General features: G+C 63.5%; 25 protein-coding genes, 1 tRNA gene and 1 pseudogene. 12 read left to right on the forward strand and 15 right to left on the reverse strand.

Translation table 11 applies throughout. The annotated features are described in order from the left end of the window. Positions 1-2 precede the first annotated feature (2 nt). Complete coding sequence (locus O7A61_RS09040) at positions 3-1,373, forward strand: alpha-glucosidase/alpha-galactosidase (RefSeq protein ID WP_337129419.1); 1,371 nt, start codon at positions 3-5, stop codon at positions 1,371-1,373. A 32-nt stretch (positions 1,374-1,405) separates the two neighbouring features. Here O7A61_RS09040 and yacG read toward each other — a convergent pair whose 3' ends face one another. The 9 genes from yacG to O7A61_RS09085 all read right to left on the reverse strand — a co-directional run bounded on the left by yacG (position 1,406) and on the right by O7A61_RS09085 (position 7,162). Continuing rightward, complete coding sequence (gene yacG / locus O7A61_RS09045) at positions 1,406-1,603, reverse strand: DNA gyrase inhibitor YacG (protein ID WP_027146559.1); 198 nt, start codon at positions 1,601-1,603, stop codon at positions 1,406-1,408. Beyond that, positions 1,600-2,226: a Maf-like protein gene (locus O7A61_RS09050; RefSeq protein ID WP_337129420.1), complete on the reverse strand. Its 627-nt coding sequence runs from the start codon at positions 2,224-2,226 to the stop codon at positions 1,600-1,602. Before O7A61_RS09050 ends, yacG begins: the two co-directional genes overlap by 4 nt. An 18-nt stretch (positions 2,227-2,244) precedes the next feature. After that, complete coding sequence (infA, locus tag O7A61_RS09055; protein ID WP_006329283.1) at positions 2,245-2,463, reverse strand: translation initiation factor IF-1; 219 nt, start codon at positions 2,461-2,463, stop codon at positions 2,245-2,247. Positions 2,464-2,660: 197 nt separating this feature from the next. Then, positions 2,661-3,131 (reverse strand): arsenate-mycothiol transferase ArsC, encoded by a 471-nt coding sequence (locus tag O7A61_RS09060; protein WP_140504733.1) that lies wholly within the window; start codon positions 3,129-3,131, stop codon positions 2,661-2,663. Beyond that, positions 3,119-3,604 (reverse strand): UPF0262 family protein, encoded by a 486-nt coding sequence (locus O7A61_RS09065; RefSeq protein ID WP_337129421.1) that lies wholly within the window; start codon positions 3,602-3,604, stop codon positions 3,119-3,121. The genes O7A61_RS09060 and O7A61_RS09065 overlap by 13 nt, the downstream gene beginning before the upstream one ends. A 6-nt stretch (positions 3,605-3,610) precedes the next feature. Continuing rightward, positions 3,611-4,903 (reverse strand): histidinol dehydrogenase, encoded by a 1,293-nt coding sequence (hisD, locus tag O7A61_RS09070; protein ID WP_337129422.1) that lies wholly within the window; start codon positions 4,901-4,903, stop codon positions 3,611-3,613. 7 nt (positions 4,904-4,910) lie between these two features. Then, complete coding sequence (locus tag O7A61_RS09075; RefSeq protein ID WP_127279571.1) at positions 4,911-5,342, reverse strand: DUF2948 family protein; 432 nt, start codon at positions 5,340-5,342, stop codon at positions 4,911-4,913. A gap of 199 nt (positions 5,343-5,541) precedes the next feature. Next, the gene (gene murA, locus O7A61_RS09080; protein WP_337129423.1) at positions 5,542-6,834 is read right to left on the reverse strand and encodes a UDP-N-acetylglucosamine 1-carboxyvinyltransferase; all 1,293 of its coding nucleotides are present in this window, start codon (positions 6,832-6,834) and stop codon (positions 5,542-5,544) included. Positions 6,835-6,982: 148 nt separating this feature from the next. After that, entirely contained in the window at positions 6,983-7,162 is a 180-nt protein-coding gene (locus O7A61_RS09085) for a hypothetical protein (RefSeq protein WP_337129445.1), read from the reverse strand. Between the two features lie 157 nt (positions 7,163-7,319). Here O7A61_RS09085 and O7A61_RS09090 point away from each other — a divergent pair. From O7A61_RS09090 to O7A61_RS09115, 6 genes are all read left to right on the forward strand, one after another. Next, positions 7,320-7,394, forward strand: a tRNA-Thr gene (locus O7A61_RS09090). A gap of 1,531 nt (positions 7,395-8,925) precedes the next feature. After that, on the forward strand, positions 8,926-10,587 hold the full coding sequence (locus tag O7A61_RS09095) for a DUF882 domain-containing protein (RefSeq protein WP_337129424.1): 1,662 nt from the start codon (positions 8,926-8,928) through the stop codon (positions 10,585-10,587). Between the two features lie 135 nt (positions 10,588-10,722). Beyond that, a complete protein-coding gene (locus O7A61_RS09100; RefSeq protein ID WP_337129425.1) occupies positions 10,723-12,111 on the forward strand; it encodes a multicopper oxidase family protein in 1,389 nt (462 codons plus the stop codon). 168 nt (positions 12,112-12,279) lie between these two features. Next, positions 12,280-13,593: an NAD(P)H-dependent oxidoreductase gene (locus O7A61_RS09105; protein ID WP_337129426.1), complete on the forward strand. Its 1,314-nt coding sequence runs from the start codon at positions 12,280-12,282 to the stop codon at positions 13,591-13,593. A 66-nt stretch (positions 13,594-13,659) separates the two neighbouring features. After that, positions 13,660-13,902, forward strand: a complete 243-nt coding sequence (locus O7A61_RS09110; protein ID WP_337129427.1) for a type II toxin-antitoxin system VapB family antitoxin — start codon at positions 13,660-13,662, stop codon at positions 13,900-13,902. Continuing rightward, positions 13,902-14,294, forward strand: coding sequence for a type II toxin-antitoxin system VapC family toxin (locus O7A61_RS09115; protein ID WP_337129428.1), 393 nt, complete (start codon positions 13,902-13,904; stop codon positions 14,292-14,294). The genes O7A61_RS09110 and O7A61_RS09115 overlap by 1 nt, the downstream gene beginning before the upstream one ends. Positions 14,295-14,307: 13 nt before the next feature. On the opposite strand, the gene proC is transcribed toward O7A61_RS09115, so the two are convergent. Then, complete coding sequence (gene proC / locus O7A61_RS09120; RefSeq protein WP_337129429.1) at positions 14,308-15,123, reverse strand: pyrroline-5-carboxylate reductase; 816 nt, start codon at positions 15,121-15,123, stop codon at positions 14,308-14,310. Between the two features lie 94 nt (positions 15,124-15,217). Further along, positions 15,218-15,361: pseudogene (locus O7A61_RS09125) on the reverse strand (O-antigen ligase family protein); the annotation flags it as partial. Between the two features lie 163 nt (positions 15,362-15,524). On the opposite strand from O7A61_RS09125, the gene O7A61_RS09130 reads away from it, so the two are divergent. The 4 genes from O7A61_RS09130 to O7A61_RS09145 all read left to right on the forward strand — a co-directional run bounded on the left by O7A61_RS09130 (position 15,525) and on the right by O7A61_RS09145 (position 20,406). Next, positions 15,525-16,535: a hypothetical protein gene (locus O7A61_RS09130; RefSeq protein WP_337129430.1), complete on the forward strand. Its 1,011-nt coding sequence runs from the start codon at positions 15,525-15,527 to the stop codon at positions 16,533-16,535. A gap of 182 nt (positions 16,536-16,717) precedes the next feature. Continuing rightward, positions 16,718-17,617 (forward strand): bifunctional methylenetetrahydrofolate dehydrogenase/methenyltetrahydrofolate cyclohydrolase FolD, encoded by a 900-nt coding sequence (gene folD / locus O7A61_RS09135; RefSeq protein WP_337129431.1) that lies wholly within the window; start codon positions 16,718-16,720, stop codon positions 17,615-17,617. A gap of 28 nt (positions 17,618-17,645) precedes the next feature. Next, a complete protein-coding gene (locus O7A61_RS09140) occupies positions 17,646-18,644 on the forward strand; it encodes a GlxA family transcriptional regulator (protein ID WP_032922464.1) in 999 nt (332 codons plus the stop codon). A gap of 109 nt (positions 18,645-18,753) precedes the next feature. After that, the gene (locus O7A61_RS09145) at positions 18,754-20,406 is read left to right on the forward strand and encodes a vWA domain-containing protein (protein WP_337129432.1); all 1,653 of its coding nucleotides are present in this window, start codon (positions 18,754-18,756) and stop codon (positions 20,404-20,406) included. A gap of 66 nt (positions 20,407-20,472) precedes the next feature. On the opposite strand, the gene edd is transcribed toward O7A61_RS09145, so the two are convergent. The 3 genes from edd to zwf form a co-directional block, all read right to left on the reverse strand. Further along, a complete protein-coding gene (edd, locus tag O7A61_RS09150; protein ID WP_337129433.1) occupies positions 20,473-22,296 on the reverse strand; it encodes a phosphogluconate dehydratase in 1,824 nt (607 codons plus the stop codon). A 72-nt stretch (positions 22,297-22,368) separates the two neighbouring features. Then, positions 22,369-23,085, reverse strand: a complete 717-nt coding sequence (gene pgl, locus O7A61_RS09155; RefSeq protein ID WP_337107288.1) for a 6-phosphogluconolactonase — start codon at positions 23,083-23,085, stop codon at positions 22,369-22,371. Beyond that, positions 23,067-24,539, reverse strand: coding sequence for a glucose-6-phosphate dehydrogenase (gene zwf, locus O7A61_RS09160; RefSeq protein ID WP_027144797.1), 1,473 nt, complete (start codon positions 24,537-24,539; stop codon positions 23,067-23,069). Before zwf ends, pgl begins: the two co-directional genes overlap by 19 nt. A 407-nt stretch (positions 24,540-24,946) precedes the next feature. Between zwf and O7A61_RS09165 the strand changes: the two genes are divergently transcribed. Further along, a complete protein-coding gene (locus O7A61_RS09165) occupies positions 24,947-25,693 on the forward strand; it encodes an SDR family oxidoreductase (RefSeq protein WP_337129434.1) in 747 nt (248 codons plus the stop codon). A 19-nt stretch (positions 25,694-25,712) separates the two neighbouring features. On the opposite strand, the gene O7A61_RS09170 is transcribed toward O7A61_RS09165, so the two are convergent. Further along, positions 25,713-26,549: an SH3 domain-containing protein gene (locus tag O7A61_RS09170; RefSeq protein ID WP_337129435.1), complete on the reverse strand. Its 837-nt coding sequence runs from the start codon at positions 26,547-26,549 to the stop codon at positions 25,713-25,715. Between the last annotated feature and the right edge of the window lie 123 nt (positions 26,550-26,672).

A 26,672-nucleotide genomic window follows, 5' to 3' on the forward strand; every position in this document is an offset into this window, starting at 1 on the left:
CATTGGCAAGACATCCCAGGATCACTTTCATCGGCGCCGGTTCGACGGTGTTCATGAAGAACATCGTCGGCGACGTGCTGCAGCGCCCGGCACTTTCGGGCGCCACGATCGCGCTGATGGACATCAATCCGCAGCGGCTGGAAGAAAGCGCCGTCGTCGTCAACAAGCTGATCGCCACACTCGGCGTCAAGGCGAAGGCCGAGACCTACACGGACCAGCGCAAGGCGCTGGCGGGCGCCGATTTCGTCGTCGTCGCCTTCCAGATCGGCGGCTATGAGCCCTGCACCGTCACGGATTTCGAGGTGCCGAAGAGATACGGGCTGCGCCAGACGATCGCCGATACGCTCGGCGTCGGCGGCATCATGCGGGGCCTGAGGACCGTGCCGCATCTGTGGAAGATCTGCGAGGACATGCTTGCGGTCTGCCCGCGGGCGATCATGCTGCAATACGTCAACCCGATGGCGATCAACACCTGGGCGATCTCAGAGAAATATCCCGAGATCAGGCAGGTCGGGCTGTGCCACTCGGTGCAAGGCACGGCGATGGAACTGGCGCACGACCTCGACCTTCCCTACGACGAGATTCGTTACCGCTCGGCTGGTATCAACCACATGGCCTTCTACCTGAAGTTCGAGCATCGCCAGCCGGACGGATCCTACCGCGACCTCTATCCCGATCTCGTGCGCGCCTATCGCGAAGGCCGCGCGCCGAAGCCCGGCTGGAACCCGCGCTGCCCCAACAAGGTGCGTTACGAGATGCTGACGCGGCTGGGCTATTTCGTCACCGAAAGCTCGGAGCATTTTGCCGAATACACGCCCTATTTCATCAAGGACGGCCGCCCCGATTTGATCGAGAAATACGGCATTCCGCTCGATGAATACCCCAAGCGCTGCATCGAGCAGATCGAGCGCTGGAAGGACCAGGCGCAGGCGTATAGCTCGGCCCAACGTATCGAGGTCGAGGAGTCCAAGGAGTATGCCTCCTCGATCATGAATTCGGTCTGGACCGGCGAGCCGTCGGTGATCTACGGCAATGTCCGCAACAATGGCTGCATCACCTCGCTGCCCCGCGATTGCGCGGCCGAAGTGCCGTGCCTTGTCGACGCGTCCGGCATCCAGCCAACCTACATAGGCGACCTGCCGCCGCAATTGACGGCGCTGATCCGTACCAACATCAACGTGCAGGAACTGACGGTGCGGGCGCTGATGACGGAAAACCGCGAACACATCTATCACGCGGCGATGATGGACCCGCACACGGCGGCCGAACTCGACCTCGACCAGATCTGGTCACTGGTTGACGATCTCCTGGCCGCCCACGGCGACTGGCTTCCGGCCTGGGCGCGTGGTGATCGCAAGAACCAGGCCGCCTGACCGGCGGCGCTGGCTTCATTTTGGCCCTGGCTTCATTTCGGCTCGTCGGCGTCCGGTTCTTCCTCGTCGTCGCGAGCGGAGATGACATAGGCGCCCTTCAGCCAGCGGTTGAGGTCGATGTCCTTGCAGCGCGTCGAGCAGAACGGATAGGTCTCGCGCGCCGACGGCTTGCCGCATTCGGGGCAAGGGCGCTTGGGCCGCAGTGGCGTGACTTTGTCGTCCGGGCTCATGGTCGCACGGACAACCAGTTTTGATGGGTCTTGAAACCTTCGCCCGACAGCAGCGCCGCCGTCTCATAGAGCGGCAGGCCGACAATATTGGTGTAGGAGCCGACGAGCTTGACGACGAAGGCGCCGGCGAGACCTTGGACGGCATAGCCGCCGGCCTTGCCCCGCCATTCGCCCGAGGCGACATAGGCGTCGATTTCCTCGCGTGGCAGCCGCTTGAAACGCACCCGCGTCTCGACCAGCCGCTGGCGCATTTTGCCCCCTGGCGTGATCAGGCAGATGCCGGAATAAACCCGGTGCGAACGGCCGGACAACAGCCCGAGACAGTTGGCGGCGTCATCCAGTGTCTCGGCCTTGGGCAGGATGCGCCGCCCGACGGCGACCACCGTGTCGGCCGCCAGCACGAAGCTTGGCGCATAGTCGGTCTCGGCCTTCAGCGACGCGAACGCCTTCTCGGCCTTTTCCTTCGACAGCCGTTTGGCCAGCGAGCGCGGATGCTCGGCACGCAGCGGCGTTTCGTCGATATCGGCTGGCAGGATGCGGTCCGGCTCGATGCCGGCCTGCTGCAAGAGTTCGATGCGACGCGGCGAACCCGAGGCAAGCACCAGCTTATGCAAAATGCTCATCGCGCTCGGGTCTTGATCTTACTTGAAACGGTAGGTGATGCGGCCCTTGGTCAGGTCGTATGGCGTCATCTCGACCAGAACCTTGTCGCCGGTCAGCACGCGGATGCGGTTCTTGCGCATGCGGCCGGCCGTATGGGCGATGATCTCGTGTTCGTTTTCGAGCTTTACCCTGAACATCGCGTTGGGCAACAATTCCGTGACGATACCCGGAAACTCGAGGACTTCTTCCTTCGGCATTCGATACCTTTGCTTGGATGGCAGTTCCGGCGCCTAGAGCATGATGCCGAAAAGTGTGAAGCGGTTTTCCGACGACATCATGCTCTACTTCTTTGACCTAGAGTCGGATGATTTCAGGTCGGACAGACCTGAAATCATCCGACTCCAGCCGGAATTTCGGCGGAACCTATATGATAATCGTGCGCTTGTGAACACGCTTAATCCGTCGCGTTTTTTGCTTCGGGAAGCAAAAAACGTCGGCTTATGCGCAACTTCAGCCGCTCGCGCACGTCGCGATAGCTGGCCATGATCTGTTCACGCGTGCCGTCGGCACCGGTCGGGTCCGGCGTAGGCCAGTATTCCACCTCGACGGCAAGCGAGCGGGTGAGTTCGAGCGCGGCATGGTGCGCCTCCGGCGCCAGTGTCACGATCAGGTCGAAATAGTCGTCCTCGAGATCGTCCAGCGTCCGTGGATGGCGTTCGCCCAGCGTCAGACCGTCCTCGGCAAGCACGGCATCGACGAACGGGTCGCGCTCGCCGGCGCGCACACCCGCCGAGGCGACGAAAATGGTAGCGGGAAGCATCCGGCGCGCCAGCTGCTCGGCCATTGGCGAGCGCACGGCATTCATGCCGCACAGGAACAGGACCGAGCGGGGCAGGGCGCCGGCGACCAGGATCAGCCCCGCCAGTGCAGCACGCAGACCAGCGTGAACAGCCGTCGCGCCGTGTCGAAGTCGATGTCGATCTTGCCGGAGAGCCGATCCATCAGTGTCTGCGAGCCCTCATTGTGCAGGCCACGGCGGCCCATGTCGATCGCCTCGATGTGGCTCGGCGTCGAGGAGCGGATGGCGTCGTAATAGCTCTCGCAGATCATATAATAGTCCTTGACGATGCGCCTGAGCGGCGTCAGCGACAGGATGTGGGTGACGACGGCGGCGCCGTCCTCGCGCGCCACGGCAAAGACCAGGCGGGACTCGGCCAGCGACAGCTTCAGCCGGTAAGGACCTGTACCGCTGTCGTTGACAGGCTTAAAGCTGTTCTCCTCGATCAGGTCGAAGATCGCCACCGCCCGCTCATGCTCGACATCGGGCGTCGAACGGCCGATCGATTCATCGAGTTCGATATCGATCAGTTTTGCGCGGGTTTGATCGTGGCCCGTCATGCCGGCCTACATGTTCAGACGTATGGCGACAGAGCGGCCATGCGCGTCGAGCCCTTCCGCCTGAGCGAGTGCGATCGCCGCCGGTGCCAGCATGCGCAACTGCTCCGGCCCGAGCTTCAGGACCGAGGTGCGCTTGACGAAGTCGAGCACGGAAAGGCCCGACGAGAAGCGCGCCGAGCGCGCCGTCGGCAGCACATGGTTGGAGCCGCCGACATAGTCGCCGATGACCTCGGGCGTGTGGCGGCCGAGAAAAACCGCGCCCGCGTTGCGCATCTTTGCGAGGAAGCCCTCGGCATCGTCGATGGCCAGCTCGACATGTTCGGCGGCGATGCGGTCGACCAGCGGCAGCGACGCCTCGATTGTTTCGACCTCGATCACCGCACCGAAATCGCGCCAGCTCGCCGCCGCCGTTTCCGCGCGCGGCAGGCTCTGCAGCTGGCGTTCGACCGCATGTTCGACCGCTTTGCCGAAAGCCAGATCGTCGGTGATCAGGATCGACTGCGACGACACGTCATGCTCGGCCTGGGCAAGCAGGTCCGCCGCGATCCACTCCGGATCATTGCCGCCGTCGGCCACCACAAGCACCTCCGACGGCCCGGCGATCATGTCGATGCCGACAGTGCCGAACACCCGCCGCTTGGCCGCCGCGACATAGGCGTTGCCGGGGCCGACGATCTTGGCCACCGGCTTGATCGTCTGCGTGCCATAGGCAAGTGCCGCGATCGCCTGCGCGCCGCCGACGCGGTAGATTTCGGAGACGCCTGATATATCCGCCGCCACCAGCACCAGCGGGTTGACGATGCCGTGCGGTGCCGGCACGACCATGACGATGCGCTCGACGCCGGCTACCTTGGCCGGCACGGCGTTCATCAGCACCGAGCTCGGATAGCTTGCCGTGCCGCCCGGCACATAGAGCCCGACCGCCTCGATCGCGGTCCAGCGCGAGCCGAGCTCGACGCCGGCGGCATCCGTGTAGCGTTCATCCTGCGGCTTTTGCCGCTGGTGATGGGACCGGATGCGGTCACGTGCGAATTTCAGCGCCTCGACCGTGGCCGGATCGGCCTCGGCATAGGCGTCGGCGATGTCTTCCGCCGAGACGGCAACGCCGAGCTTGGCGAGGTCGCCTCCGCCGAATTTCTTCGTGTAGTCGATCAGTGCCGCGTCGCCCTCGGCACGCACGCGCGCGATGATGTCGCGCACCACGGCGTCGACATCGGCCGATACCTCGCGCTTGGTCAGGAGGAACGCGGCGAAACGCTGCTCGAAATCGGCGTCGGACTGGCGAAGCGTGATGGCCATCGTATGCTCAAGCCCTGTGTATGGGGCGCGACGTGGCTTCCCACGCGCCGCCAATATCGGCAAGGCGAGCCTCGATGCATTCGACATCGAGCATGATCGTGCCGCCGCCCGAAAAGATCAGTTCGACGATGCCCGCGGGCTTGCTGATCTCGATGAAGCTGATCGCCAGCAGGGAGAGGATTTCGGCCGGCTTGTCGCGGGCGATGCCGTTGGTCTTGGCGCCCAGCACCCGGTCGAAATGCAACACGGCCTGCCGCCGCTCATTGTGTTGGCGAAACAGGCCGGATTTGGCCTCCCATACGAAACGGTTCATGGTCAGCACGAAACGCTTGGCCTTGGGCAGGAATTCGAGGTCCGAGACCTTCATGACGGCGTCCTGGAGATGGGCCGAGACGATGCTCAGATCCTGGTCGTCGAGCGCGATGAGTTTTAAGGCCATGCGGATTTCACACCTAGGGATTGGCAACCAGCCTTTCTGTTAGGCGGTCTTTCCGATCGGTGCAACCGCGCCAGGAATGCTGCCAGAGGCAATTGCCTCAGGTTTTGCACACCCCTCATCGGCCCTGCCGGCACTTCTCCCTGTATAGTGGCGGGAGAAGGACGCTTCGCCGATGATTTCGCCAAGCGACCGCGGATCGTTAAGCCGAAATACGCTCGATCACCGCGCCGCAATTGGAAAGCTTTTCCTCCAGCCGCTCGAAACCGCGGTCGAGATGGTAGACCCGGTTGACCGTGGTCTCGCCTTCGGCCGCCAGGCCAGCGATGACCAGCGAGACGGAAGCGCGAAGATCGGTCGCCATGACCGGCGCGCCTTTCAGCTTCGCCACGCCGTCGACGATCGCCGTCTGGCCCGAAAGCGTGATGTGGGCGCCGAGCCGAGCCAGTTCCTGGACGTGCATGAAGCGGTTTTCGAAGATCGTCTCGGTGATGCGCGACTTGCCCTTGGCCATGGTCATCAGGCCCATGAACTGCGCCTGCAGGTCGGTCGGGAAGGCCGGGAAGGGCGCCGTCGTCACATCGACCGGCGAAATGCCGGCGCCGTTGCGCCTCACGCGGATGCCGGAATTGGTCTGCGTGATCTCCGCGCCCGTCTGGGAAATCACGTCGAGCGCCGTCTGCAGCAGCTCCGGCCGCGCCCCTTCGAGCACGACGTCGCCGCCGGTCATCGCCACAGCCATGGCATAGGTGCCGGTCTCGATGCGGTCGGGGATGACGCGCACGCGCGCCCCCGACAGCGCTTCGACGCCGTCGATGGTGATGGTCGGCGTGCCGGCGCCGGAAATCCTGGCGCCCATGGCGTTGAGGCATTCGGCGAGGTTGACGATCTCGGGCTCGCAGGCGGCGTTTTCGAGCACCGTCTCGCCCTTGGCGAGCGATGCCGCCATCATCAGCACATGGGTGGCGCCGACCGAGACCTTGGGGAAGGCGTAACGATTGCCGACGAGGCGGCCATTCCGGGTCTTGGCGATGACATAGCCGGTATCGACATCAATATCGGCGCCCAGCGCCTGCAGGCCTTCGAGGAACAGATCGACCGGACGCGTGCCGATGGCGCAGCCGCCGGGCAGCGAGACCTTGGCCTCGCCCATCCGGGCCAGCAGCGGCCCGATTACCCAGAACGAGGCGCGCATCTTGGACACCAGCTCGTAAGGGGCGGTGGTATCGACGATGTTGCGGGCGGAGAAGTTGATGGTGCGCGAATAGCCCTCATTCTGCTTCTCGCGTCGGCCATTGACCGAATAGTCGACGCCGTGATTGGCGAGGATGCGGATGAGTTGCTCGACATCGGCCAGATGCGGCACGTTTTCGAGTGTCAGCGTATCGTCGGTCAAAAGCGAGGCGATCATCAGCGGCAGAGCGGCGTTTTTGGCGCCCGAGATCGGAATGCTTCCGGCAAGCTTGTTGCCGCCGACAATTCTGATGCGATCCATTAGAGAATGTCCCTCTCAGCCAGAAAAGGCCGGTTCAACCGTTTGAGTGTATCGGCCCGTCTAGACCATTGACCAATCTGGTTCAAGAATTAGGCTGGTTCAAGAAATAGGATTTCGCCCACCCCGGCCCAAGAGTAGCCGATTTGAGTTAATCTTTCTTCATTTCCTTGGCCGCGCCGAGCCCGTCGGGCCGTTGGTCGGCCTCACCTGTGCGGCGCGAGCGCGACTGCGCCTTGCGCTTCTGCAGATTGGCACGCAACTGCTCGGCGAGCCGGCTCTTGCGGGTTGTTTCGCTGCTTTTCGGTGGATTTGTCTTGTCGTTCATCATCCCGCCCCGGTTGGCGACCAGCCAACCCGCCATTCAGGGATAGCCAACATTGTGGCGCCGCCATGTCATGGAAAGCTATCCGGCAAAGGCTTTCACAGAAGCGTTGTTCTTGGCCTTGCGCTTGCCGGTTCGATATGGCAGAAGCCCGCCATCGGCGGCTGCGGTAGCTCAGTGGTAGAGCACTCCCTTGGTAAGGGAGAGGTCGAGAGTTCAATCCTCTCTCGCAGCACCAGTCTATCTTGGTGAAATCCCTCAACCATTTGACAAGCAAGGCCTTGCGCCCATTATTCCGTTACGAAAATCGTAACAAGAGGGCGTGAATCTCGCGGCCGGACGGAATCGATATCTGCTTTTTCGGGACGGTCGCTATTACGCCCGGCTCGTCATTCCGAAAGACCTCCGCCCGTTTCTGGATCGCCAGACGGAATTGCGCACCCCCTTGGCGCGGATCGCCACACAGCCTTATCGAAGCTCCCGGGTGCTGTTGCTGACCTTCAGCACCGTATAACAATAGCAGAACGCGCTGCCGCTCACAGTTCCGCAAATCGCAAGCCGGGACTACCTGTCTCAAGTCGAGTTTGACTCGGAACTTCGCGCCTGTGATCGACGCTACGCATTGGCAAGCGTCGATTGCGACAAGGCTCGAAAATACCGTGACAGGTTCGCCGGCCTGCTTTCCGATGACGTGCTAGTGACATACTTCGCCACCGGCCTATGCTCCACCTTTTGCTGCTTCCTTCGTTCGTTTTGATGTGTTCCGCGTCTATTAGCAGGAGCGTATATTTCTAAATCAGCCGGCGTGCCGCCCGCTCCTCAAAGCCCCGCCGGTTAGGCCCAGCGGCCTGACGCTGCCAGTCCCCCTAGCACCCACGCCGCTGGGCCGCCCGTTCACGCCCGCTGATGTCTGCGGATGGCTGGTTAAGCCATGCTGCGATCGGGGACCCAGCGTCGCGGCGCGGCTGGCGGCACCTAGACGACGTCCCAGCGCATCCAGCGGCTTCGCTGAGGCGGTCGACGCGCCGGCCCCCAACAAGAACCCCAAGCCGGTCAGGCCCGACGGTCGGTCGAATACACCTCGACAGCCTGTCGGGCCGCTGCCGCTGTCAATGGTACGGCGGATATGGGTAGAACTCGCCGGGCGGAGACCCCGCCATCTGGCCCGGCGAGCCTACAACCTGATCGGATCATGCGACCAGGGCCGGGATCAACCGGCAATCTGTCCGATGCAAGAACAATACCAGCACCTTAGTGCTGAAATGGGACAGGAGAGGACCAGCGTTCAAAATGGCGCTGCTCGAAAGCCGGCTTCCAGTCGCGATTGCATTCCCCGCTGCTGCCCTCGAAGTGCCAGGGATATCCACGAATCATTGGGTTGTTACTTGCCCCGGCCGAGAATCCGGTCGGCAATGTAGTCTAACGAGAAGGCGCCCTTGCGGCGCTGCTCGAAACCACCCGTCACGCTGGCATTTCAGGTCTGTCCGAACCAATCGGCAGCCGCCAGCTACAGTGCGATGGCATCTGCCGTTGGCGCGTTCAGCCGGAAGACAACGTGGCTTCCCCAAAGGCGGGCCTTCGGCAATCTCCAGTCGAAACGCATGCTCGGCATGACACGATTCATTAACCAAGATGCTGTTCTTCGACAGACGTGTTGTGGGATGGCTGCCTGTTCGCCTGGTCAAGCCATCGCCGGGGAGGTGCTGAAAAGAAGGCTCCGCATCCGGCGAAGACCTCAAATCGTCCGAAACAGGAACGATGTGCAAGGCATGAGCGTGATTGAAAGCCAACAGAACGCGCCCGGCGGTTTCCGCTGGTGGACCCGGTTGCCGGCCTTCATGGTCGCTTTCTTCTGCATGTGCATCACCGATGCGTTCGCCGAAACGCGCTCTCTGCGAATTCAGCATCTCCATACGGGCGAGAAGGCCGAGATCGTCTTCAAGCGCAACGGGCGTTACGATCAGGCGGGACTGAAGAAGATCAATTTCATGCTGCGCGACTGGCGCCGCAACGAACCAACCAGGATGGATCCGCGTCTGCTCGACCTGGTCTGGCAGGCTTACCGCGCCAGCGGCTCCACAGCCTATATCCATGTGGTCAGCGCCTATCGCTCGCCGGCGACCAACGCCATGCTGCGCGGCCGCTCGAAAGGGGTGGCCCGGGAAAGCCAGCATATTGTTGGCCGCGCCATGGACTTCTTCCTGCCGGATGTGCCGCTGAAGAAGCTGCGCGACATCGGCCTGAAGATGCAGGGCGGCGGCGTCGGCTATTATCCGACTTCCGGTTCGCCCTTCATCCACATGGATGTCGGCAATGTGCGGCATTGGCCGGGCATCAGCCGCCAGGAACTGGCCAGGGTCTTCCCGAACGGCAATACGCTGCATGTGCCGACCGACGGCAGGCCGCTGCCTGGCTACGACCAGGCGTTTGCCGCCTACAAATCCCGCAAGGCCGCCGGCGCGCCCAGCATCGAGCTGGCAAGCGTCGACAACGGCCAGCGCAAGCCGGCGCGTGGTCTGCTGGCAACGCTTTTGGGCGGGCCCGGCGCGGACGAAGCCGACGATGCCGCGCAAGCGGCGCCTGCGCCACGCAACTCGGCCAAGTCCGCTGAACCCAAGATGGCTGGTGAACCCAAGATGACTGGTGAACCCAAGACGGCTGGTGAAGCCAAGGCGGCCGGACAGGGCATCGCTATCGTGGCGCCGGAGGCGGCGCAGCGGGCGGACATCCGGATGGCTTCCGCCGATCCGGCTGAAGAAACACCCGCGAAGACGCCGGAAGCGATTGTCATGGCGATGGCGCCCGGCACGGTGCCGGTACCCGCCTTCGCACCGCGCGCCGGGCTCGCTGCCAGCATTCCAACCCCGCAAACCGTGCCGTTCGGCGTAGCCAGCGCATCCACGGCGGCTGAACCGGCGGCGACCGGCGCCGAAATTCCCTTGGCCAAGATGAATGCCGCTCCCGCGATTGCTGGTGCCGACATGCTGGCGCTCGACATCCCTGTCCCGACATGGCGACCCGAAGGCCAGACTGGCCCCGCGCGTCAGCCGGCGGCGGCCAAACCTGCCGATGCAATCGGTGCCTTGCTGGCCATGCATCACACCGACGACGGTCTCGATCCGCTGGCCGGCCAGCGGGTTGCACTCCCCGCATCGAAACCCGAAGATCGCATCAGGACCAGCCCCAAGGCCGACCGCGTCCAGCCAGGTCTCGATCCCGAAGCCACCGCCGTCATTGTGCCGCTTGAGACAGGTCGGCGCATCGCCGGCCGAACCGGCTCGACAACGGCGACCATCATTGCCGCCAATTTCATCCGCACGGCGCCGGAGCAGGTCTATCTCGATGGATTCCAGCCACGACGACGGACGTCCGACCACCGCCGCTTCACCGGCTCGGCGGTAAAATTCCTGCCCATCGCCAGCTTCAAATAACAAAGCTTGAGCGCATCCGTTCACTGGCAAGCGAGAAGCCGCCGTCCTGACCGGTGTCGTTGGCAAACGGGTGCCAGTCCGGCTATGAACGGCAAAAGATGTGGAGGCTAGTCAGCTTTTCCGTTGGAGCGCATCATGATCACACGCCGCGCACTTCTCAAAACCGCCGCCATCGCTGGCGCGAGCGGTTTTGGGCTTGCCGCGATCGGCAGGATTGGCGGCTGGGCCGCGACCACGCCTGAACCGGTGGTGCTGCGGACCGCGAAAATCCAGGCCAAACTGATGGATGTCGGCCAGACCAGGGATGTGCTGACCTACGGCAACGCCGGCATGCCTCCGGTGATCAGGATGAAAAAGGGCGAGCCTTTTGCCGCGCGCTTGGTCAACGCCATCGATGATCCGACAACCATCCACTGGCACGGCATTCGCCTGCCGAACAAGATGGATGGCGTGCCCTTCCTGGTGCAGCCTTACGTCTACACCGGCGACCATTTCGACTATGCCTTCACGCCGCCCGACGCCGGCACCTTCTGGTATCATCCGCATTGCAACACGCTGGAGCAGATGGGGCACGGCCTGACCGGTGTGATCGTGGTCGAAAACCCGAACGATCCGAAATTCGACGCCGAATTTGTCCTCAACCTGCGCGACTGGCGCCTTGGCGACGACGCTCAGTTCATCGACCAGTTCCGACCGCGCGATGCGGCCAGGACCGGCACCTACGGTACGGTGCGCACGGCGAACTGGCTCGACCAGCCGCAATATGACGCGCCGGCCGGCGGGTTGGTGCGGCTGCGCGTTGCAATCACCGATGTCACCCGAATCTACGCCTTTCGCGTCGACGGCGCCGAAGCTGATGTCATCGCGCTGGACGGCAACCCGGTGCCGCAGCGTTTTGCACCCGACGCCCTATTGATCGGACCCGGTCAGCGTCTGGAACTCGCTGTCCGCATGCCCGACGACGAGGGCGCGCTTGTGACCTTGCGGGACGTCAGGGGCACCAAGCCGAAAGCCTTGGCGACGCTGCGCGCGGTTGGAGCTTCCCTCAAACGCGACAGCCGCGATCTCGCACCGCTGGAGGCCAATCCGGTGGCCGAGATCGATCTCACTACCGCCCAGCACATTTCGCTGGCGCTTAGCGCCACGGCGGAGAACGTCCCGAGCGACAGCATCTGCGGCTCGCTCGGCTACAGTTTCTGGGCCATCAACAAGGTGCCGTGGCCGGGCGATACGCCCGATCCGACCGCGCCTTTGGCCGAACTGAAGCTTGGCAAAAGCTACATCATCGACATGGAGAACCTGACGCCGCAATCGCATCCGATGCATTTGCATGGCATGAGCTTCAAGGTGCTGTCATCCTCGACGCGTCCGGTGCAGCCGCTGATTTCGGACACTTATCTCATCCAACCCAATGAGAAGGTGAGCCTGGGCTTCGTCGCCGACAATCCCGGCGACTGGCTGCTGCACTGCCACATCATCGAGCATCAGAAATCAGGCATGACGAGCTACGTCAGGGTGGTTTGAAGCCGTCACGACAATGTCAATTCGCAACCCTGGGCCAATAATTCGCGGCGAAAGCGGATTTTCCCGGCGATTCCGTTGGAAATCGCCGGTCGCGAGTGGTTTCGTTGGCACAGGGAACCAGTCCCTGCTAATTCGGCCCCAAATCAAGAAGCTGTGGACATTCCCTGCATGACCAATGTCGCTTTGACGGGACTTGCCCGCGATCTCGCCAGGCGCGCCGCCGAGGGCCGCCCCGTGCGCATCGGCGTCATCGGCTCGGGCGAAATGGGCACCGACCTGGTCACGCAAGGCATGCTGATGCCGGGCATTGCGGTCTGCGCCGTCTCGACCCGGCGCCCGCACACCGCGCGTGACGCCATCCGCATCGCCTATGGCGATGAGGCGATGGCGGTCGAAGCCGACACGGCATCGAAAGTCACAGACGCCATCGAAAGCGGCAGGATCGCCATCACCTCGAACGAGATGCTGGTCACCAATCCACTGATCGACGTGGTCATCGACGCCACCGGCAAGCCGGGCGTTGCCGCCGATTTCGACCTGATGACGATGGAGCACGGCAAGCATCTGGTGATGATGAATGTCGAGGCCGACGTCACCATCGGCTGCTATCTCAAGCAGCAGGCCGACCGGCTTGGCGTCGTCTATTCGGTCGGCGCCGGCGACGAGCCGTCAAGCTGCATGGAACTGATCGAGTTCGCGTCCGCACTCGGCCTGACCATCGTCTCGGCCGGCAAGGGCAAGAACAACCCGCTCAACCATGATGCCGTGCCCGACGACTATCGCGACGAGGCGGCCCGCCGCAACATGAACCCCCGCATGCTGGTCGAGTTCGTCGATGGCTCCAAGACCATGGTCGAGATGTGCGCCATCGCCAATGCGACCGGACTGGTGCCCGACGTGCCTGGCATGCACGGCCCCAAGGCCGACCGCGACGACCTCGTCAAGGTGCTGATCCCGCGCGAGGACGGTGGCCTCCTGCTGAAAAAGGGCGTCGTCGATTACACGATCGGCAAGGGTGTGGCGCCTGGTGTCTTCGTCATCGTCGAGGCGACGCATCCGCGCATCATCGAGCGCATGGATGACCTGCATATCGGCCATGGCCCCTATTACAGCCTGTTTCGACCATATCACCTGACCTCGTTGGAAGTGCCGCTGACAGCGGCCCGCATCGTGCTGTTCGGCAAGCCCGACATGGTGCCGCTGCCGAGGCCGGTCGCCGAGGTCTGCGCCGTTGCCAAGCGCGATCTCGCCGCCGGCGACACCTTCGATGCGATCGGCGAAACCTGCTATCGCTCCTGGACCATGACCGTCGGCGAAGCCCGCGCCCAACACGCCGTCCCGGTCGGCCTGCTCGAGGGCGGCAAGGTGCTGAAACCGGTCAGGAAAGGCGAGTTGCTGACCGCCGACAATGCAGCGCCCGACCAGAAGACCAGGTTGTTTGCGCTGCGCCGGCTGCAAGATGAGATGCTGTACGAAAAATAGGTCGTTGTGGCGCCGTCATGACAAATGGACTACATTGTAGTGGCAAATGTCGCTGAGGATCGGCCAATGAACCTCCAGATTAGGGACCCGCGCGCACGTGAACTGGCGCAGCGGCTCGCAGCCAAACGCAAGATTTCGATGACCGAAGCGGTTATCGAAGCGCTTGAGTCTGAATTGAAACGGGAAAGCGGACACATACCTCTGGCGAAACGGCTGGCTGCCATAGCTGATGAACTTAAAGCCAAAGCCGGCCCCGGCGGCCGACCTGTGAACAAGGACGAAATTGACGACATGTGGGGACATCCCTGATGTTCGTCGACACCTCCGTGATCGTCGCAATTCTTTCGGGAGAAGGGGATGCCGGCGAGTGGAGCGATCGGATCGCGGCTGCACCTCACAAGATTACGTCCGCGCTGGTTGTGCCCGAAGCGTCGATGCGGCTTTCTACGATGCTTGCAGTCGAACCGGTGGTCGCGGAAATGGCGATAGAGGCGCTTCTGCGCGAGGCCGAAATCGACATTGTGCCGATCGATGCCGGCGATGCCAAATTGGCTATCCGGGCGTTTTCGGACTACGGAAAGGGACGTGGGCATCCCGCGCAGCTCAATCTTGCCGATTGCCTGTCCTACGCTTGCGCAAAGAGCCACGGCTCGGCGTTGCTCTACAAAGGCAACGACTTTTCGCACACGGATCTTGCCTAGCGAGATGTCCGCTCTACTTGCCCAGTTCGATCGACCTTAGTCGCGCCGCTTCCACCGCTTGCGTGAGCAGGTTTGTCAGCCGGTCCTCGCCCATCAGCACGCCAAGCGCGGCCGCCGTCGTGCCGTTGGGGCTGGTCACCTGCTGGCGCAGCACACCCGGATCCTCGTGGCTTTCGGCGGCGAGCGATGCGGCGCCGTAGACGGTCTGCATGGCAAGCAGCTTGGCGGTTGCCGTCGGGAGCCCGGCCTTCTCGGCGGCAACGGTCAGTGCCTCGATGAAATGGAAGATGTAGGCCGGACCCGATCCGGACACGGCGGTCACCGCATCCATCAGGCTCTCGTCATCGATGGTGGTCACTTCGCCGCTGGCCGACAAGAGGTCGGCGACGAAACGCTTGGTGTCTCCGGAAACCAGGGGATTGGAAAACACCACCATCATGCCCTTGCCGATGGCAGCCGGCGTGTTGGGCATGCAGCGCGCGATCGGCGCACGGTTGCCCAGGACCTGCTCGAAGGTAGCGACGGGCGTGCCGGCGGCGATGCTTACAAAAGTGGTGCGGCCGTCGCCGAAGCCCTTGTAGGCGGCGGTGACATCACGGATCACCTGCGGCTTCACGGCGATGACGACGAGTTCAGGCACGGCATCCGCCGGAATACCTCCGGCTTCCGCCGCCGTACCGCAGCCCAGAGTCGCCGCGCGCTGGCGCAGGTCTCCATTGGGCTCGACCACGAAAACCGCCGAGGGTGCAAGCTTGCCGGACTTCAGCCAGCCCGAGAGCATGGCGTAACCCATATTGCCGCAGCCGGCGAGAACAAGCCTGATCGTCATCGAGAGCCCTCCTAGGAAAGGCCATGACATAGACGCTCGCGGATCGGTGGGGAAGCCCTCTCAGGACCGCTGGACGGGCATGCGCACCGCGATCGGCGTTGAGTGCGGTGAACAGCACCACCATCATGAAGCAATCGCCGAGATAGCTGTTCTCCTTGCGCAGCGGAATGCGCATGTAGTCGCGCAACTGTGCGATGAGATAGGTCGCCAAGCAAAGGGCAGGGATACCCATCAGCACGGTTCTGAAGCCTTCAGATGTGTTGAAAGTTACCGCAACCATGGCGTGAATTCCTGCCATCATCCTCCGCAAATTAACCTTTTGTTTCCCATGCCTGTTTAGCGTGACTTAATGGATGGCCGACCGCCGCCGCCAAGCGACTAAAGAGTAAAGCTCCACGACAATGGTCGACAGGAAAAACCGTGAGGACTGGAAGCGCGAGCGCTCCTTGCTGGCGCTTGGCGAGGCCTTGCGTGGCGAGGACGACGCGTCGCTGGTGTCGATAGGAGACCGCGCGGACCCCTCATGGCGCGAGGATGCCGCCACCCGACATCGCCTGGCCCGTTCCCGGCGCGAGACGAAGGCGAGCCCGCCGCAGTCTGTCGCCGGTGAGGCTTCGCGGTTCCCCCCTGACGAGGAGCAGCCGTTTGAAGCCGACGACGCCTGGCGTTCGCGGGGACAGATCGGCACCAGCGATCTGCCACCCGATCTGCCGCGCGCAAGGCTGGCGCCGGAAGAACCTCCAGCGGCGGGTCGCGCTCATGATGCAACCGGATCCCGCGCAACCGGCAGAGCCGGCCCGTCCTCCAATGGCGGTACGGACGAAAGCCCCGGAAGGATCGGCGCACTCATATCGAGATTGCGCAAGGCCATGTCCCGCAAGCCGTCGGCCGAAGCCGACGACCTGTCCAGCGAGTTCGGCCTACCCGCCTTCGCCGACAACGGACGGCCGGCCAACGTTCCGATATTCCCTACGTATCCGAAGCCTGGTTTCGGACCTCGGCAGGCGGCCGGCCTGGATTATTCGCAGTCACCTTTCCAGCCAGGCCCCGAGGCCGGGTATGGGCGGCAAATGGCGTCGCCCTCGCGCTCGCCCCTGATGCCGCAATGGGGACTGCATCCAGCTCCGCCCTTGCCATCCTCCCCCTATGCGCAGCCGATGGGCTATCCTCCGGCGCAGCCCTGGTCGCAGGCGGGTCATACGCAAGCCACGGCGGGACCCTATGCGGCGCAGATGCCGTACCCGCCGCCGCCCGCTCCGACGCAGCCACCAGCCGCCCCGCATGCGAGGCCGATCCCGGTCAAGGAGGGTGGCGAACAACCATCGGTCGAAGAGATTCGCGCCAGCCTGCGCGAATTCCACGAAGCGGTCCGCCAACTCACGGAAAGCCGCACCCGTCGCCGCTACTTCTGAGCCACCAGATAGGTTGCGGAGGCCGAACAAAACCGTGCCGGTTTCGCGTAAACGGCATGGGAAGGCGCTTTGACGGGATTGCGAGCTTGTATTTTCGTGACAATGCCGCGCTGCAGATTGCCTGCGCCGCTGCATTGTGTTCACGAAAGCGGCGTTGGGCGGAACGACATTGAGGGTGGTCCATGGCCGAAGTGATTGACGGAAAGAGCGTTGCCGAAGACGTGGTGCGATCGGTCAAGGCGCTGACCGCCGAGCTGGTTGCCAAGGGCAAGGCCAAGCCAGGTCTGGCCGTGGTCATCGTCGGCGAGGATCCGGCAAGCCAGGTCTATGTCGCTTCCAAATCCCGCACCGCCAAGGAATGTGGCTTTCACTCGCTTCAGCACACGCTGCCGGCCGAGACGTCAGAGGCGGCACTGCTCAAGCTCATCGCCGAGCTCAACGCCGACGCGGCCATCAACGGTATCCTGGTCCAGCTTCCGCTGCCCGCCCATGTCGATGCCGGCAAGATCATCCAGGCCATCGCGCCGCAGAAAGATGTCGACGGCTTCCATTTCATCAATGTCGGCAAGCTCGGCACCGGCGAACTCGACACGGCCTTCGTTCCCTGCACGCCCGCCGGCTCTATGCTCCTGATCGAGCGCGTGCGCGGCAAGGACCTGTCTGGCCTCAACGCGGTCGTCGTCGGCCGCTCCAACATCGTCGGCAAGCCGATGGCTAACCTGCTGCTTGCCGCCAACTGCACCGTCACCATCGCCCACAGCCGCACCAAGGACCTGCCGGCGCTTGCCCGCACGGCCGACATCCTTGTCGCCGCCGTCGGCCGGCCGGAAATGATCAGGGGTGATTGGGTCAAGCCTGGCGCCACCGTCATCGATGTCGGCATCAACCGCATTCCCGCGCCCGAGAAGGGCGAAGGCAAGTCACGTCTCGTCGGCGATGTCGCCTATGCCGAAGCGGCAAAGGCGGCGGGCGCGATTACCCCGGTGCCCGGCGGTGTCGGGCCGATGACCATTGCCATGCTGATGGCCAATACATTAGCTTCGGCCTACCTTGCGGCCGGATTGAAGCGGCCTTCCTTCTGAGCCCGGGTTGACCCTGAAAGCCGCAGCTTTGCCGAATCCCACTATTTCCCCGGAACGGCCGGTCACGAATGATCCCGTTCAAGGAGGCCGGCAGTTCGCTTTCCTGCTGGTCGACAAGTTCTCCATGTTCTCGCTGGCCGCCGCGATCGACACGTTCCGGTCGGCGAACCGCCTGCTCGGTCGCGATTTCTACGGTTGGACGACGGTGTCCGCCGATGGCGATCCGGTGATGGCCTCCAACGGCCTGCCGCTCAAGATCGACTACGCCGTCGCCGATCTGCCGCCGGTCGACATACTCTTCGTCTCGGTCGGCCTGACGACGGAATTTCCGGGCAAGAGCAAGGTTCTGGCGGCCTTGCGCAGCTGGGGCCGGCGCGGCAACGCGCTGGGTGCCTTGTCGGTCGGATCCTACCTGCTGGCCGAGGCCGGCCAACTCGAAGGCTATCGCTGCACCATCCATTGGGAAAACCGCGCCGGCTTCGTCGAGCGCTTTCCCGACATCAACTGCACGGGCAATGTCTTCGAGATCGACCGCAAGCGCTACACCTGCGCCGGCGGCACCACCTCGATCGACCTGATGCTGGAGATCGTGCGCGGCGATTTCGGCTCCAACCTCGCCAATGGCGTCGCCAACCAGTTTCAGCACGAGCGCATCCGCTCCGCCGGAGACCGCCAGCGCGTCGGGCCGGAGCGTGACCTGACGGGCAAGTCGGAGAAGCTCAGGCGCATCGTCGAACTGATGGCCGACCATCTCGACGAGCCGCTGTCGGCGGTACAGCTCGCCAAGTCGGCGGGCCTTTCGGTGCGCCAGGTGGAGCGGCTGTTCCTGCGCCATCTCAACGTCACGCCCGGGCGCTACTATATGCGGCTTCGGCTGGAGCGGGCCCGCGAATTGCTGCGTCAGACCAACATGCCGATCCTCGACGTGGCGATCGCGACCGGCTTCACCTCGCACTCCTATTTTGCCCAGAGCTATCGGCTGCAATTTGGCCGCCCGCCCTCGGAAGAGCGCCGCACCACATACTGAATTAAGTACGCAGAGCCTATGCGAGCTTCGTTGACAGCGATGGCTTGTGTCCCGGCACGCGCTCAAATAGCTTCAGCCGGCGGACGGGGTGGCTATTCAGGAGATTTCGATGGCGATACTTGCGCGGAGCTTCGCTGCGGCGATCCTCCTTTTGTCGACGACGACATTCGGCTTTGCCGCCAACAAGGTCATCATCATCCTCGACGCGTCGGGATCGATGTGGGCGCAGATCGATGGCAAGCCCAAGCTCGAAATCGCCCGCGAATCGCTGAGGACCGTGCTTCAATCGGTTCCCGCCGCCGACGAGATCGGCTTCATGGCCTATGGCCATCGCGAGAAAGGCAGCTGCGACGACATCCAGCTTATCGTGCCGCCTCAGGCGGGCTCGGCAAGCGCCATCTCGGCGGCCGCCGACAGTATGAAGTTCCTCGGCAAGACGCCGCTGACGGCAGCCGTCAAGCAGGCGGCCGAAGCGCTGAGATACACCGAGGACAAGGCGACCGTCGTCCTCATCACCGACGGGCTCGAAACCTGCGGCGGCGATCCTTGTGCGCTTGGCAAGGAACTCGAAGCCTCCGGCGTCGATTTCACCGCCGATGTCGTCGGCTTCGGCCTGACCGCCGACGAAGGCAAGCAGATCGCCTGCCTCGCCGACAACACCGGCGGCAAATACATCCAGGCATCCGACGAGAAGGCGCTGCAGGAAGCGCTGGTCGAGACTGTGGCGGCCCCGGCACCGACGCTCGAGCCAGCACCGGCACCAGCGCCCGAGCCGGCGAAGTCCGAGTTCAATTTCATGCCGACCGTTGTGCTGGCCGAGGGCGGCGATCCCGTCACCGACGGCAATGCCTGGGAAGTCTACAAGGCCAAATCGGACGGCACGCGCGGCGACAACATCACCACCGAATACGGCGACTACAAAGCCAATCTGGAACCGGGCGACTACATCATCGTCGCGCGCGACGGCGAAGCCAAGGTGGAGCAGAAGGTCAGGATCGAGGCAGGCCAGGTCTATAAACCGATTTTCACCTTGAATGCCGGCACGCTCATCCTGCATCCGCGCCCCAGCCAAGGTGCGGATGTCGTGAGCGGGGCGGCTGTCGTGATCGCCTATCCGGGCGTCGGCAACCCCCCGACCTATTATGGAGACACGAAAGTCGTGTTGCCGGCCGGCGACGAGAAAGTGACCGTCACGATCGGACAGGGCGTGGCTACCGAAACGATTCCGCTCGCTGCCGGCAGGGTGATCGACAAGGACATCATCGTCGGCGTCGGCCATGTCGTTGCCAACGCATATTATGCGGCCGGAGGCGACAAGGCCGATGGTTCAGGCATCGGCTTCAAGGTGCTCAAGGCCAAGAAGAAGATCGATGGCACCCGCGACGAGGTCACGTATGCCTATGGCCCCGACAGCAAGTTCGACCTGCCGCCGGATGACTATGTGTTGATCGCGACGGTTGACCTCGCGGTCGTGGAACAGCCTTTCAGCGTCAAGCTCGGCGAGTTCCAGGACCTCAAGGTCGCCATGGATGCCGGCGTGCTGGCTATTACGGCGCCCGGCACCTCCAAGATCGAGATTTTCGAGACGAAGAAGGACATCAATGGCAATCGCAAGTCGATCGGCTACGCCTATGACGAGAAGTATCAGGCCGCGATAGCGGCGGGCGACTACGCGGTGGTCTCGGAGAAGTCGGACAACAGCAAGAAGGAAGGCACCGTGACCGTGAAGGCTGGCGAGCGGGTTGAATTGACGGTGCAATAAGGCTCGCGATTTCGACCAGCAAAAGGGCGGCCACGAGCCGCCCTTTTTCATGCCGTACAGAATGCGTCAGGCGGTTCCGAACGCACCGGCGCCGTGATCGGCGCGGCCTACCAATTGGCGGAAACCGGCGAACAGCTCGCGGCCGAAGCCGAACTCGTTGCCGATCAGGTCGGCTTCGGCTGTGCGGCGCAGCGCGAGCTCGGTCCCCGGCACCAGCACCTCCAGCGTGCCGGCATCGGCGTCGAGGCGGATGACGTCGCCGTCATGGATCCGCGCGATCGGTCCTTCCTCGACCGCTTCCGGCGTCACATGGATCGCCGCCGGCACCTTGCCGGAGGCGCCCGACATGCGTCCGTCCGTGACCAGCGCGACACGCTGACCGCGGTCCTGCAGGATGCCAAGCACGGTGGTCAGCTTGTGCAGTTCCGGCATGCCGTTCGCCTTCGGCCCCTGGAAGCGGATGACGGCGATGAAATCACCGGTGAGCGTGCCGGCCTTGAAGGCGTCGTTCAGCCCCTGCTGGCTATCGAACACCTTGGCCGGCGCCTCGATGACGCGTCGCTCCGGCTTGACGGCGGAGGTCTTGATGACAGCGTGGCCGAGATTGCCCGCCAGCACTTTCAGCCCGCCCGTCGGCTGGAACGCCTTGTTGAACGGCGCCAGCACCTTTTCGTCGCCGCTTATGCGCGGCGAAGCCTCGCGCAGCACGCCGCCGTCGGCGCCGAGCTTTGCCTCGACCGCATAGGGCCGCAGGCCTTCGCCCCACACCGTCTGCACATCCTCGTGCAGGACGCCTTCATCGAGCAGTTCGCGGATCAGGAAGCCGAGCCCGCCCGCCGCGTGGAAATGGTTCACGTCGGCAAGGCCGTTCGGATAGACGCGCGCGAGCAGCGGCACCGCTTCCGAGAGATCGGAAATGTCCTGCCAGGTCAGCGCGATGCCGGCGGCCGCCGCCATGGCGATCAGGTGGATGGTGTGGTTGGTCGAGCCGCCGGTGGCGTGCAGGCCGACGACGCCGTTGACGAACGAGCGTTCGTCGATCATCCGGCCGACAGGCGTATAGGCGTTGCCGAGTGCGGTGATCGCCAGCGCCCGCTTCGTCGCTTCGCGGGTCAAGGCATCACGCAGCGGCGTGCCTGGATTGACGAAGGACGCGCCCGGCGTGTGCAGGCCCATGATCTCCATCAGCATCTGGTTGGAGTTCGCCGTGCCGTAGAAGGTGCAGGTGCCCGGCCCATGGTAAGACTTGGACTCGGCTTCCAAGAGTTCGGCGCGACCTGCCTTGCCCTCGGCATAGAGCTGGCGAACCTTGGCCTTCTCGTCGTTGGGCAGGCCTGTCGTCATCGGCCCGGCCGGGATGAACACTGCCGGCAGATGGCCGAAGGTGAGTGCGGCGATCACCAGTCCCGGCACGATCTTGTCGCAGACGCCCAGATAGACGGCGGCGTCAAACATGTTGTGCGACAGGCCGATCGCGGCTGCCATGGCGATCACGTCGCGCGAAAACAGTGACAGCTCCATGCCGGGCTGGCCTTGTGTCACGCCATCGCACATCGCCGGCACGCCGCCGGCGACCTGGGCGATGCCGCCGGCCTCGTGCGCGGCCTGCTTGATCAGGGCGGGGAAGGTCTCGAAGGGCTGATGCGCCGACAGCATGTCGTTATAGGAGGTGATGATGCCGAGATTGGGCACCTTGTCGGCGCCGAGCGCCAGCTTTTCCGAGGGGCTGCACACCGCGAAGCCGTGGGCAAGATTGCCGCAGGACAGCACCGACCGGTTGGCGGTCTGGTTCGACGCTTCGGCGATACGGCTCAGGTAACGCTCTCGGCCCGGTTTGGAGCGCTGGCGTATCCGCTCGGTGATGGCTTCGATATCGCGTCTTGCGGTCATGGCATCAGTCCTTTCAGCCGAGGTCCCGGAAACATCCTCCCGCCGTTGCCGGGACCATCTGTAAACTTGAAATCAGGGCGCCCAGAAAACCTCCACGGGTTTGGGCGATGCGTCGAGCACGGCGCGGATCGGCTTGCGCGGTCCGGGCGCGACAGCGTTGTCGAAGGCGACACGCTTGTCCTCGCCCTCTATGTGCAAGGCGAGGAAATCCGCATCGATGATGCGGGCGAGCGTCAGGGTCAGCCGCGGCTCTCCGGCGCTTTTGGCATGGACCGGCAGGATCATCCTGTCGGAGGCCGGGTCGAGCAGCTTCGGCAGATCGTCGGCGTCAGGAAAGAACGAGGCGGTGTGCCCGTCTGGTCCCATGCCGAGCACCACGACGTCGAGCGGCCAGGGCAGGGATCGCAGTGCCGCATCGTCGGATGTCGCGGCATCCTCGATGCCGGCCGCCTCGTGGTAGAGCGGAACGAAACGGGCGGCCTTGGCCGCGTTCTGCAGCAGGTTCGCGGCCACCAGCCCGGCATTCGATCGCGGCGAGGAGGCCGGCACGAAGCGTTCGTCGACCAGCGTCACGATCACCTTGTCCCAGGCGATCGGCGCTGCGGAGAGATCGGCAAAGAATTTTGCCGGCGTCGTGCCGCCGGAGACAGCCAGAAACGCCCTGCCGCGCCGGTCGATCGCCCTCGTTAGGCGATCGGCCACCTTTGCAGCCAGCGCCGAGGCCAGTTGCGGACGGTCGGCAAAGGCATTCCAGTTATAGCTGGCGCTGTTCAATTGCTCTCGTGCCATGTCCGCCCGTCGCGTTCGATCAGCGCTATCGAGGCTGACGGCCCCCATGTGCCTGCCGTATAGCCCTGTGCTTCCTGCTTGGCGCCTTCCCAGGCATTCTGGATCGGGTCAATCCACTTCCAGGCGGCCTCCACCTCGTCGCGACGCATGAACAGGGTCTGGTTGCCACGGATGACATCCATGATCAGCCGTTCATAGGCGTCGGGCGCGCGGCCGTCGAAAGACTGCGCGAAACTCATGTCGAGCGAGATCTGGCGCAGCCGCATGCCGCCCGGGCCTGGATCCTTGATCATGATGAACTGTTTGACGCCTTCGTCCGGCTGCAGCCGAATGACCAACTGGTTGGCGAAGATCGGCCCAGCGCCGCTGTCGCCGAAGATCGAATGCGGGATCGGCTTGAACTCGATGACGATTTCAGAAACCCGGGTCGCCAACCGCTTTCCGGTCCTGAGATAGAACGGAACACCTGCCCAGCGCCAGGTGCCGATCTCGGCCTTGATGGCGACGAAGGTCTCGGTGTCGCTGTCCTTGCCGAGTTCCTCGACATAACCTTTCACCGGTCCGCCCGCCGACGCACCGGCACGATACTGGCCACGCACGGTGTGCTTCGGCGCTTCATTGCCGTTGATGCGCTTCAGCGCCCGCAACACCTTCAGCTTCTCGTCGCGCACGGCGTCGGCGTCCATCGACGACGGCGCTTCCATGGCGACCAGGCAAAGCAGCTGCAGCATGTGGTTCTGCACCATGTCGCGCAGCGCACCGGCTTTATCGTAATAGGTGACGCGATCTTCCAGGCCGACGGTCTCGGCGACGGTGATCTGCACGTGGTCGATATGGGCGGAGTTCCACAGCGGCTCGTAGAGCGCATTGGCAAAGCGCAGCGCCATCAGGTTCTGCACCGTCTCCTTGCCGAGATAATGATCGATGCGGAAAATCTGGCTTTCATGGAAGTCGTCGCCGACCAGGTCGTTGAGCGCCTGCGCCGAGGCGAGGTCGCGGCCGATCGGCTTCTCCAGCACGATGCGCGAATTCGGCGTGATCAGATTGTGCTCCTTGAGCTTGTGCGAGATATCGCCGAACAGCGCCGGCGCCACGGCCAGGTAGAAGGCGCGGATGTGGTCGCTTTCGCCAATCGCCTTTTTCAGCTTGTCGAAGCCGGCGCCGCTCGTCGCATCGGCCGGGACATAGGAAAGCCGCGCCAGGAAGGTCTTCAACTCCTTGGCATCTATATCGGCCGGCTTGACGTGGTCCGAAATCGCCTGCCTGGCGAAGGCCTGGAACTCCTCGTCGCTCATTTTCGAGCGCGACGTGCCGATGATGCGCGTCGGCTCGGAGAATTGATGGTCGCGCTGGCGATAGTAGAGCGACGGCAGCAGCTTGCGCTCCGACAGGTCGCCGGTGCCGCCGAAGATGATGAAGTCGAAAGGGTCGACGGGGATGATCTGGCTGGTCATGGTCTGTCCGCTGTGACGCCGGTCGCGAGTACGCGGCTGATATATTCTAATCGATTTAAATTTTCCAGTGCCATGCTGTCACATCGAGGACCAATCGCTGGATATTGATTGGGTCCACCCGTGCGCTTGACACTGGCGCCACCGGGAGGCTTGTCGGTGAACGAAGACTCCGGAAGCTTTCGCAGTTGCAGCATAGAACGTGAATGTGACGAAAGCTAATGCATGTCGCCCGGAAGTGTCCTCGGTTCCGGGATAACGACATGCATAAGATCAGAAGCTTGCAGCAGGTCGGGCGAATCCTATTCGCCGCGACATGCTGCAAGGGAGAAATCGTACCTATCGCGGCACCGGCCGGACTGTCAGCCCTTTCGCGCAAGCTGCGCGATGAACCCAAGGAGCGGTAACGCATGCGTCTGGAAAACAAGGTCGCCATTATCACCGGTGCGGCATCAGGCTTCGGCGAAGGCATGGCCAAGCGCTTCGCGCAAGAGGGCGCCAGGGTCGTTGTCGCCGATCTCAACGCCAAGGGGGCGGAACGCGTGGCAGGCGAGATCGGCGACGCGGCGATCTGGACGCAGACCGATGTTTCGTTGCGCTCCGAGTTCGACGAGATGGTCTATGCGGCCAAAAGCGCCTTCGGCCGCATCGACATCATGGTCAACAACGCCGGGTTCACCCACCGCAATGGCGACATGCTCAAGGTCGACGAGGAAACTTTCGACCTGATCACATCAGTCAACATGAAGGCGATCTATCACGCCGCGCGTGCCGTCGTGCCGATTATGGAGCGGCAGGGCAGTGGCGTCATCCTGACCACGGCGTCCACCGCTGGCCTGCGGCCTCGGCCCGGCCTCACCTGGTACAATGCCTCGAAGGGCTGGGCGATCACCGCCACCAAGTCGATGGCGGTGGAACTCGCACCCAGGAACATCCGCGTCAACTGCCTCTGCCCGGTCGCCGGCGAGACCGGCATGCTGGAGAAATTCATGGGCGCCGACACGCCCGAGATCCGCGAGACATTCCGCGCCTCGATCCCGCTCGGGCGGCTGTCGACCCCGATCGATATCGCCAATGCGGCGCTATGGCTGGCTTCGGACGAGGCCGCATTCATCACCGGCGTGGCGCTGGAGGTCGATGGCGGCCGCTGCATCTGAATGCGGCGATGTTCGGATATTACGCGCCGGGCTTGACGTAGCTCTTGTACACCCAGCCGTGCTTGCCGTTGTAGACGACCTCGCACCACTGCTTGCAGCCTATCAGTTGTACTGAAGTCCGGGCAGGCACCGTCCCGATGGGGGTGCCGCCCTTCTTCGGAGCACTGCGCATGGTCACAGTCCTGAGAATACGGGCACTGCCCGTCGCCGCCACCTTGCGCGGCTTCGCTTTGGCTGCGTTGTCCTCGTCTTGTGCATTCGCGGGTTTTTGGTCCGCCACTTGCGGCTGCGTCTCCGGAATGGCGGCGGTCTGCGCGCCATCGGGATTGCTGCTGCTCGCAAGCGGGCTCGGCGCGGCAACCTTGGCAAGCTCGTCGGTGGCATCGGTATCGGTAGACGATTGGGCGAATGCGGCCGCTGTTTTGTCAGGCGTCGGCTCAGGCTGCTTGGCTACCTGGCTGGGGGCAGCCGTTTGATCGGGATCTGCTGCCGCGGCAGCAGCCTTCTGCTGCGCCCCGGTCCAGCGAGGATCGTTGGCCGCAAGCGCTTGTATGTTGCCCGCCGCCGCTACCATGGTCGGTGGGACCTGGCTGGACTTGCGCTCTACCCGCCGTGTCACGGCAGCCGCTGTCACCGTAGTTCCCGAAGGGGAAACTTTCGTCGTCTTCACCGGGATGCTCGGAATGCTCTGCTCGGGACTGGCGACCGCTTGCCTCTCGCTGGTCGGCAATGCCAGCCAGAGTGCCACCGCGGCAACGCCAAGCAGAGCGGCGGTACCGACCGCGGCAATGACCAGATGCGAGTTCGAGCGGACTCCCTGCCAGAATGACGGGCGCATGTCATAGCCGAACTGCATGGCAAAGCGCCGACGTTCCGGAGCACCGAAACTGAAGGGCTCTCTCACTCTCTTGCCACCTCCATAAGCGGGCCGGTGTTCTTTCGATCAGATATCGCAAATCATGCGTTCGATCAGCATCGG

Source organism: Mesorhizobium sp. Cs1321R2N1, assembly GCF_037179725.1.
Lineage (GTDB): Bacteria > Pseudomonadota > Alphaproteobacteria > Rhizobiales > Rhizobiaceae > Mesorhizobium > Mesorhizobium salmacidum.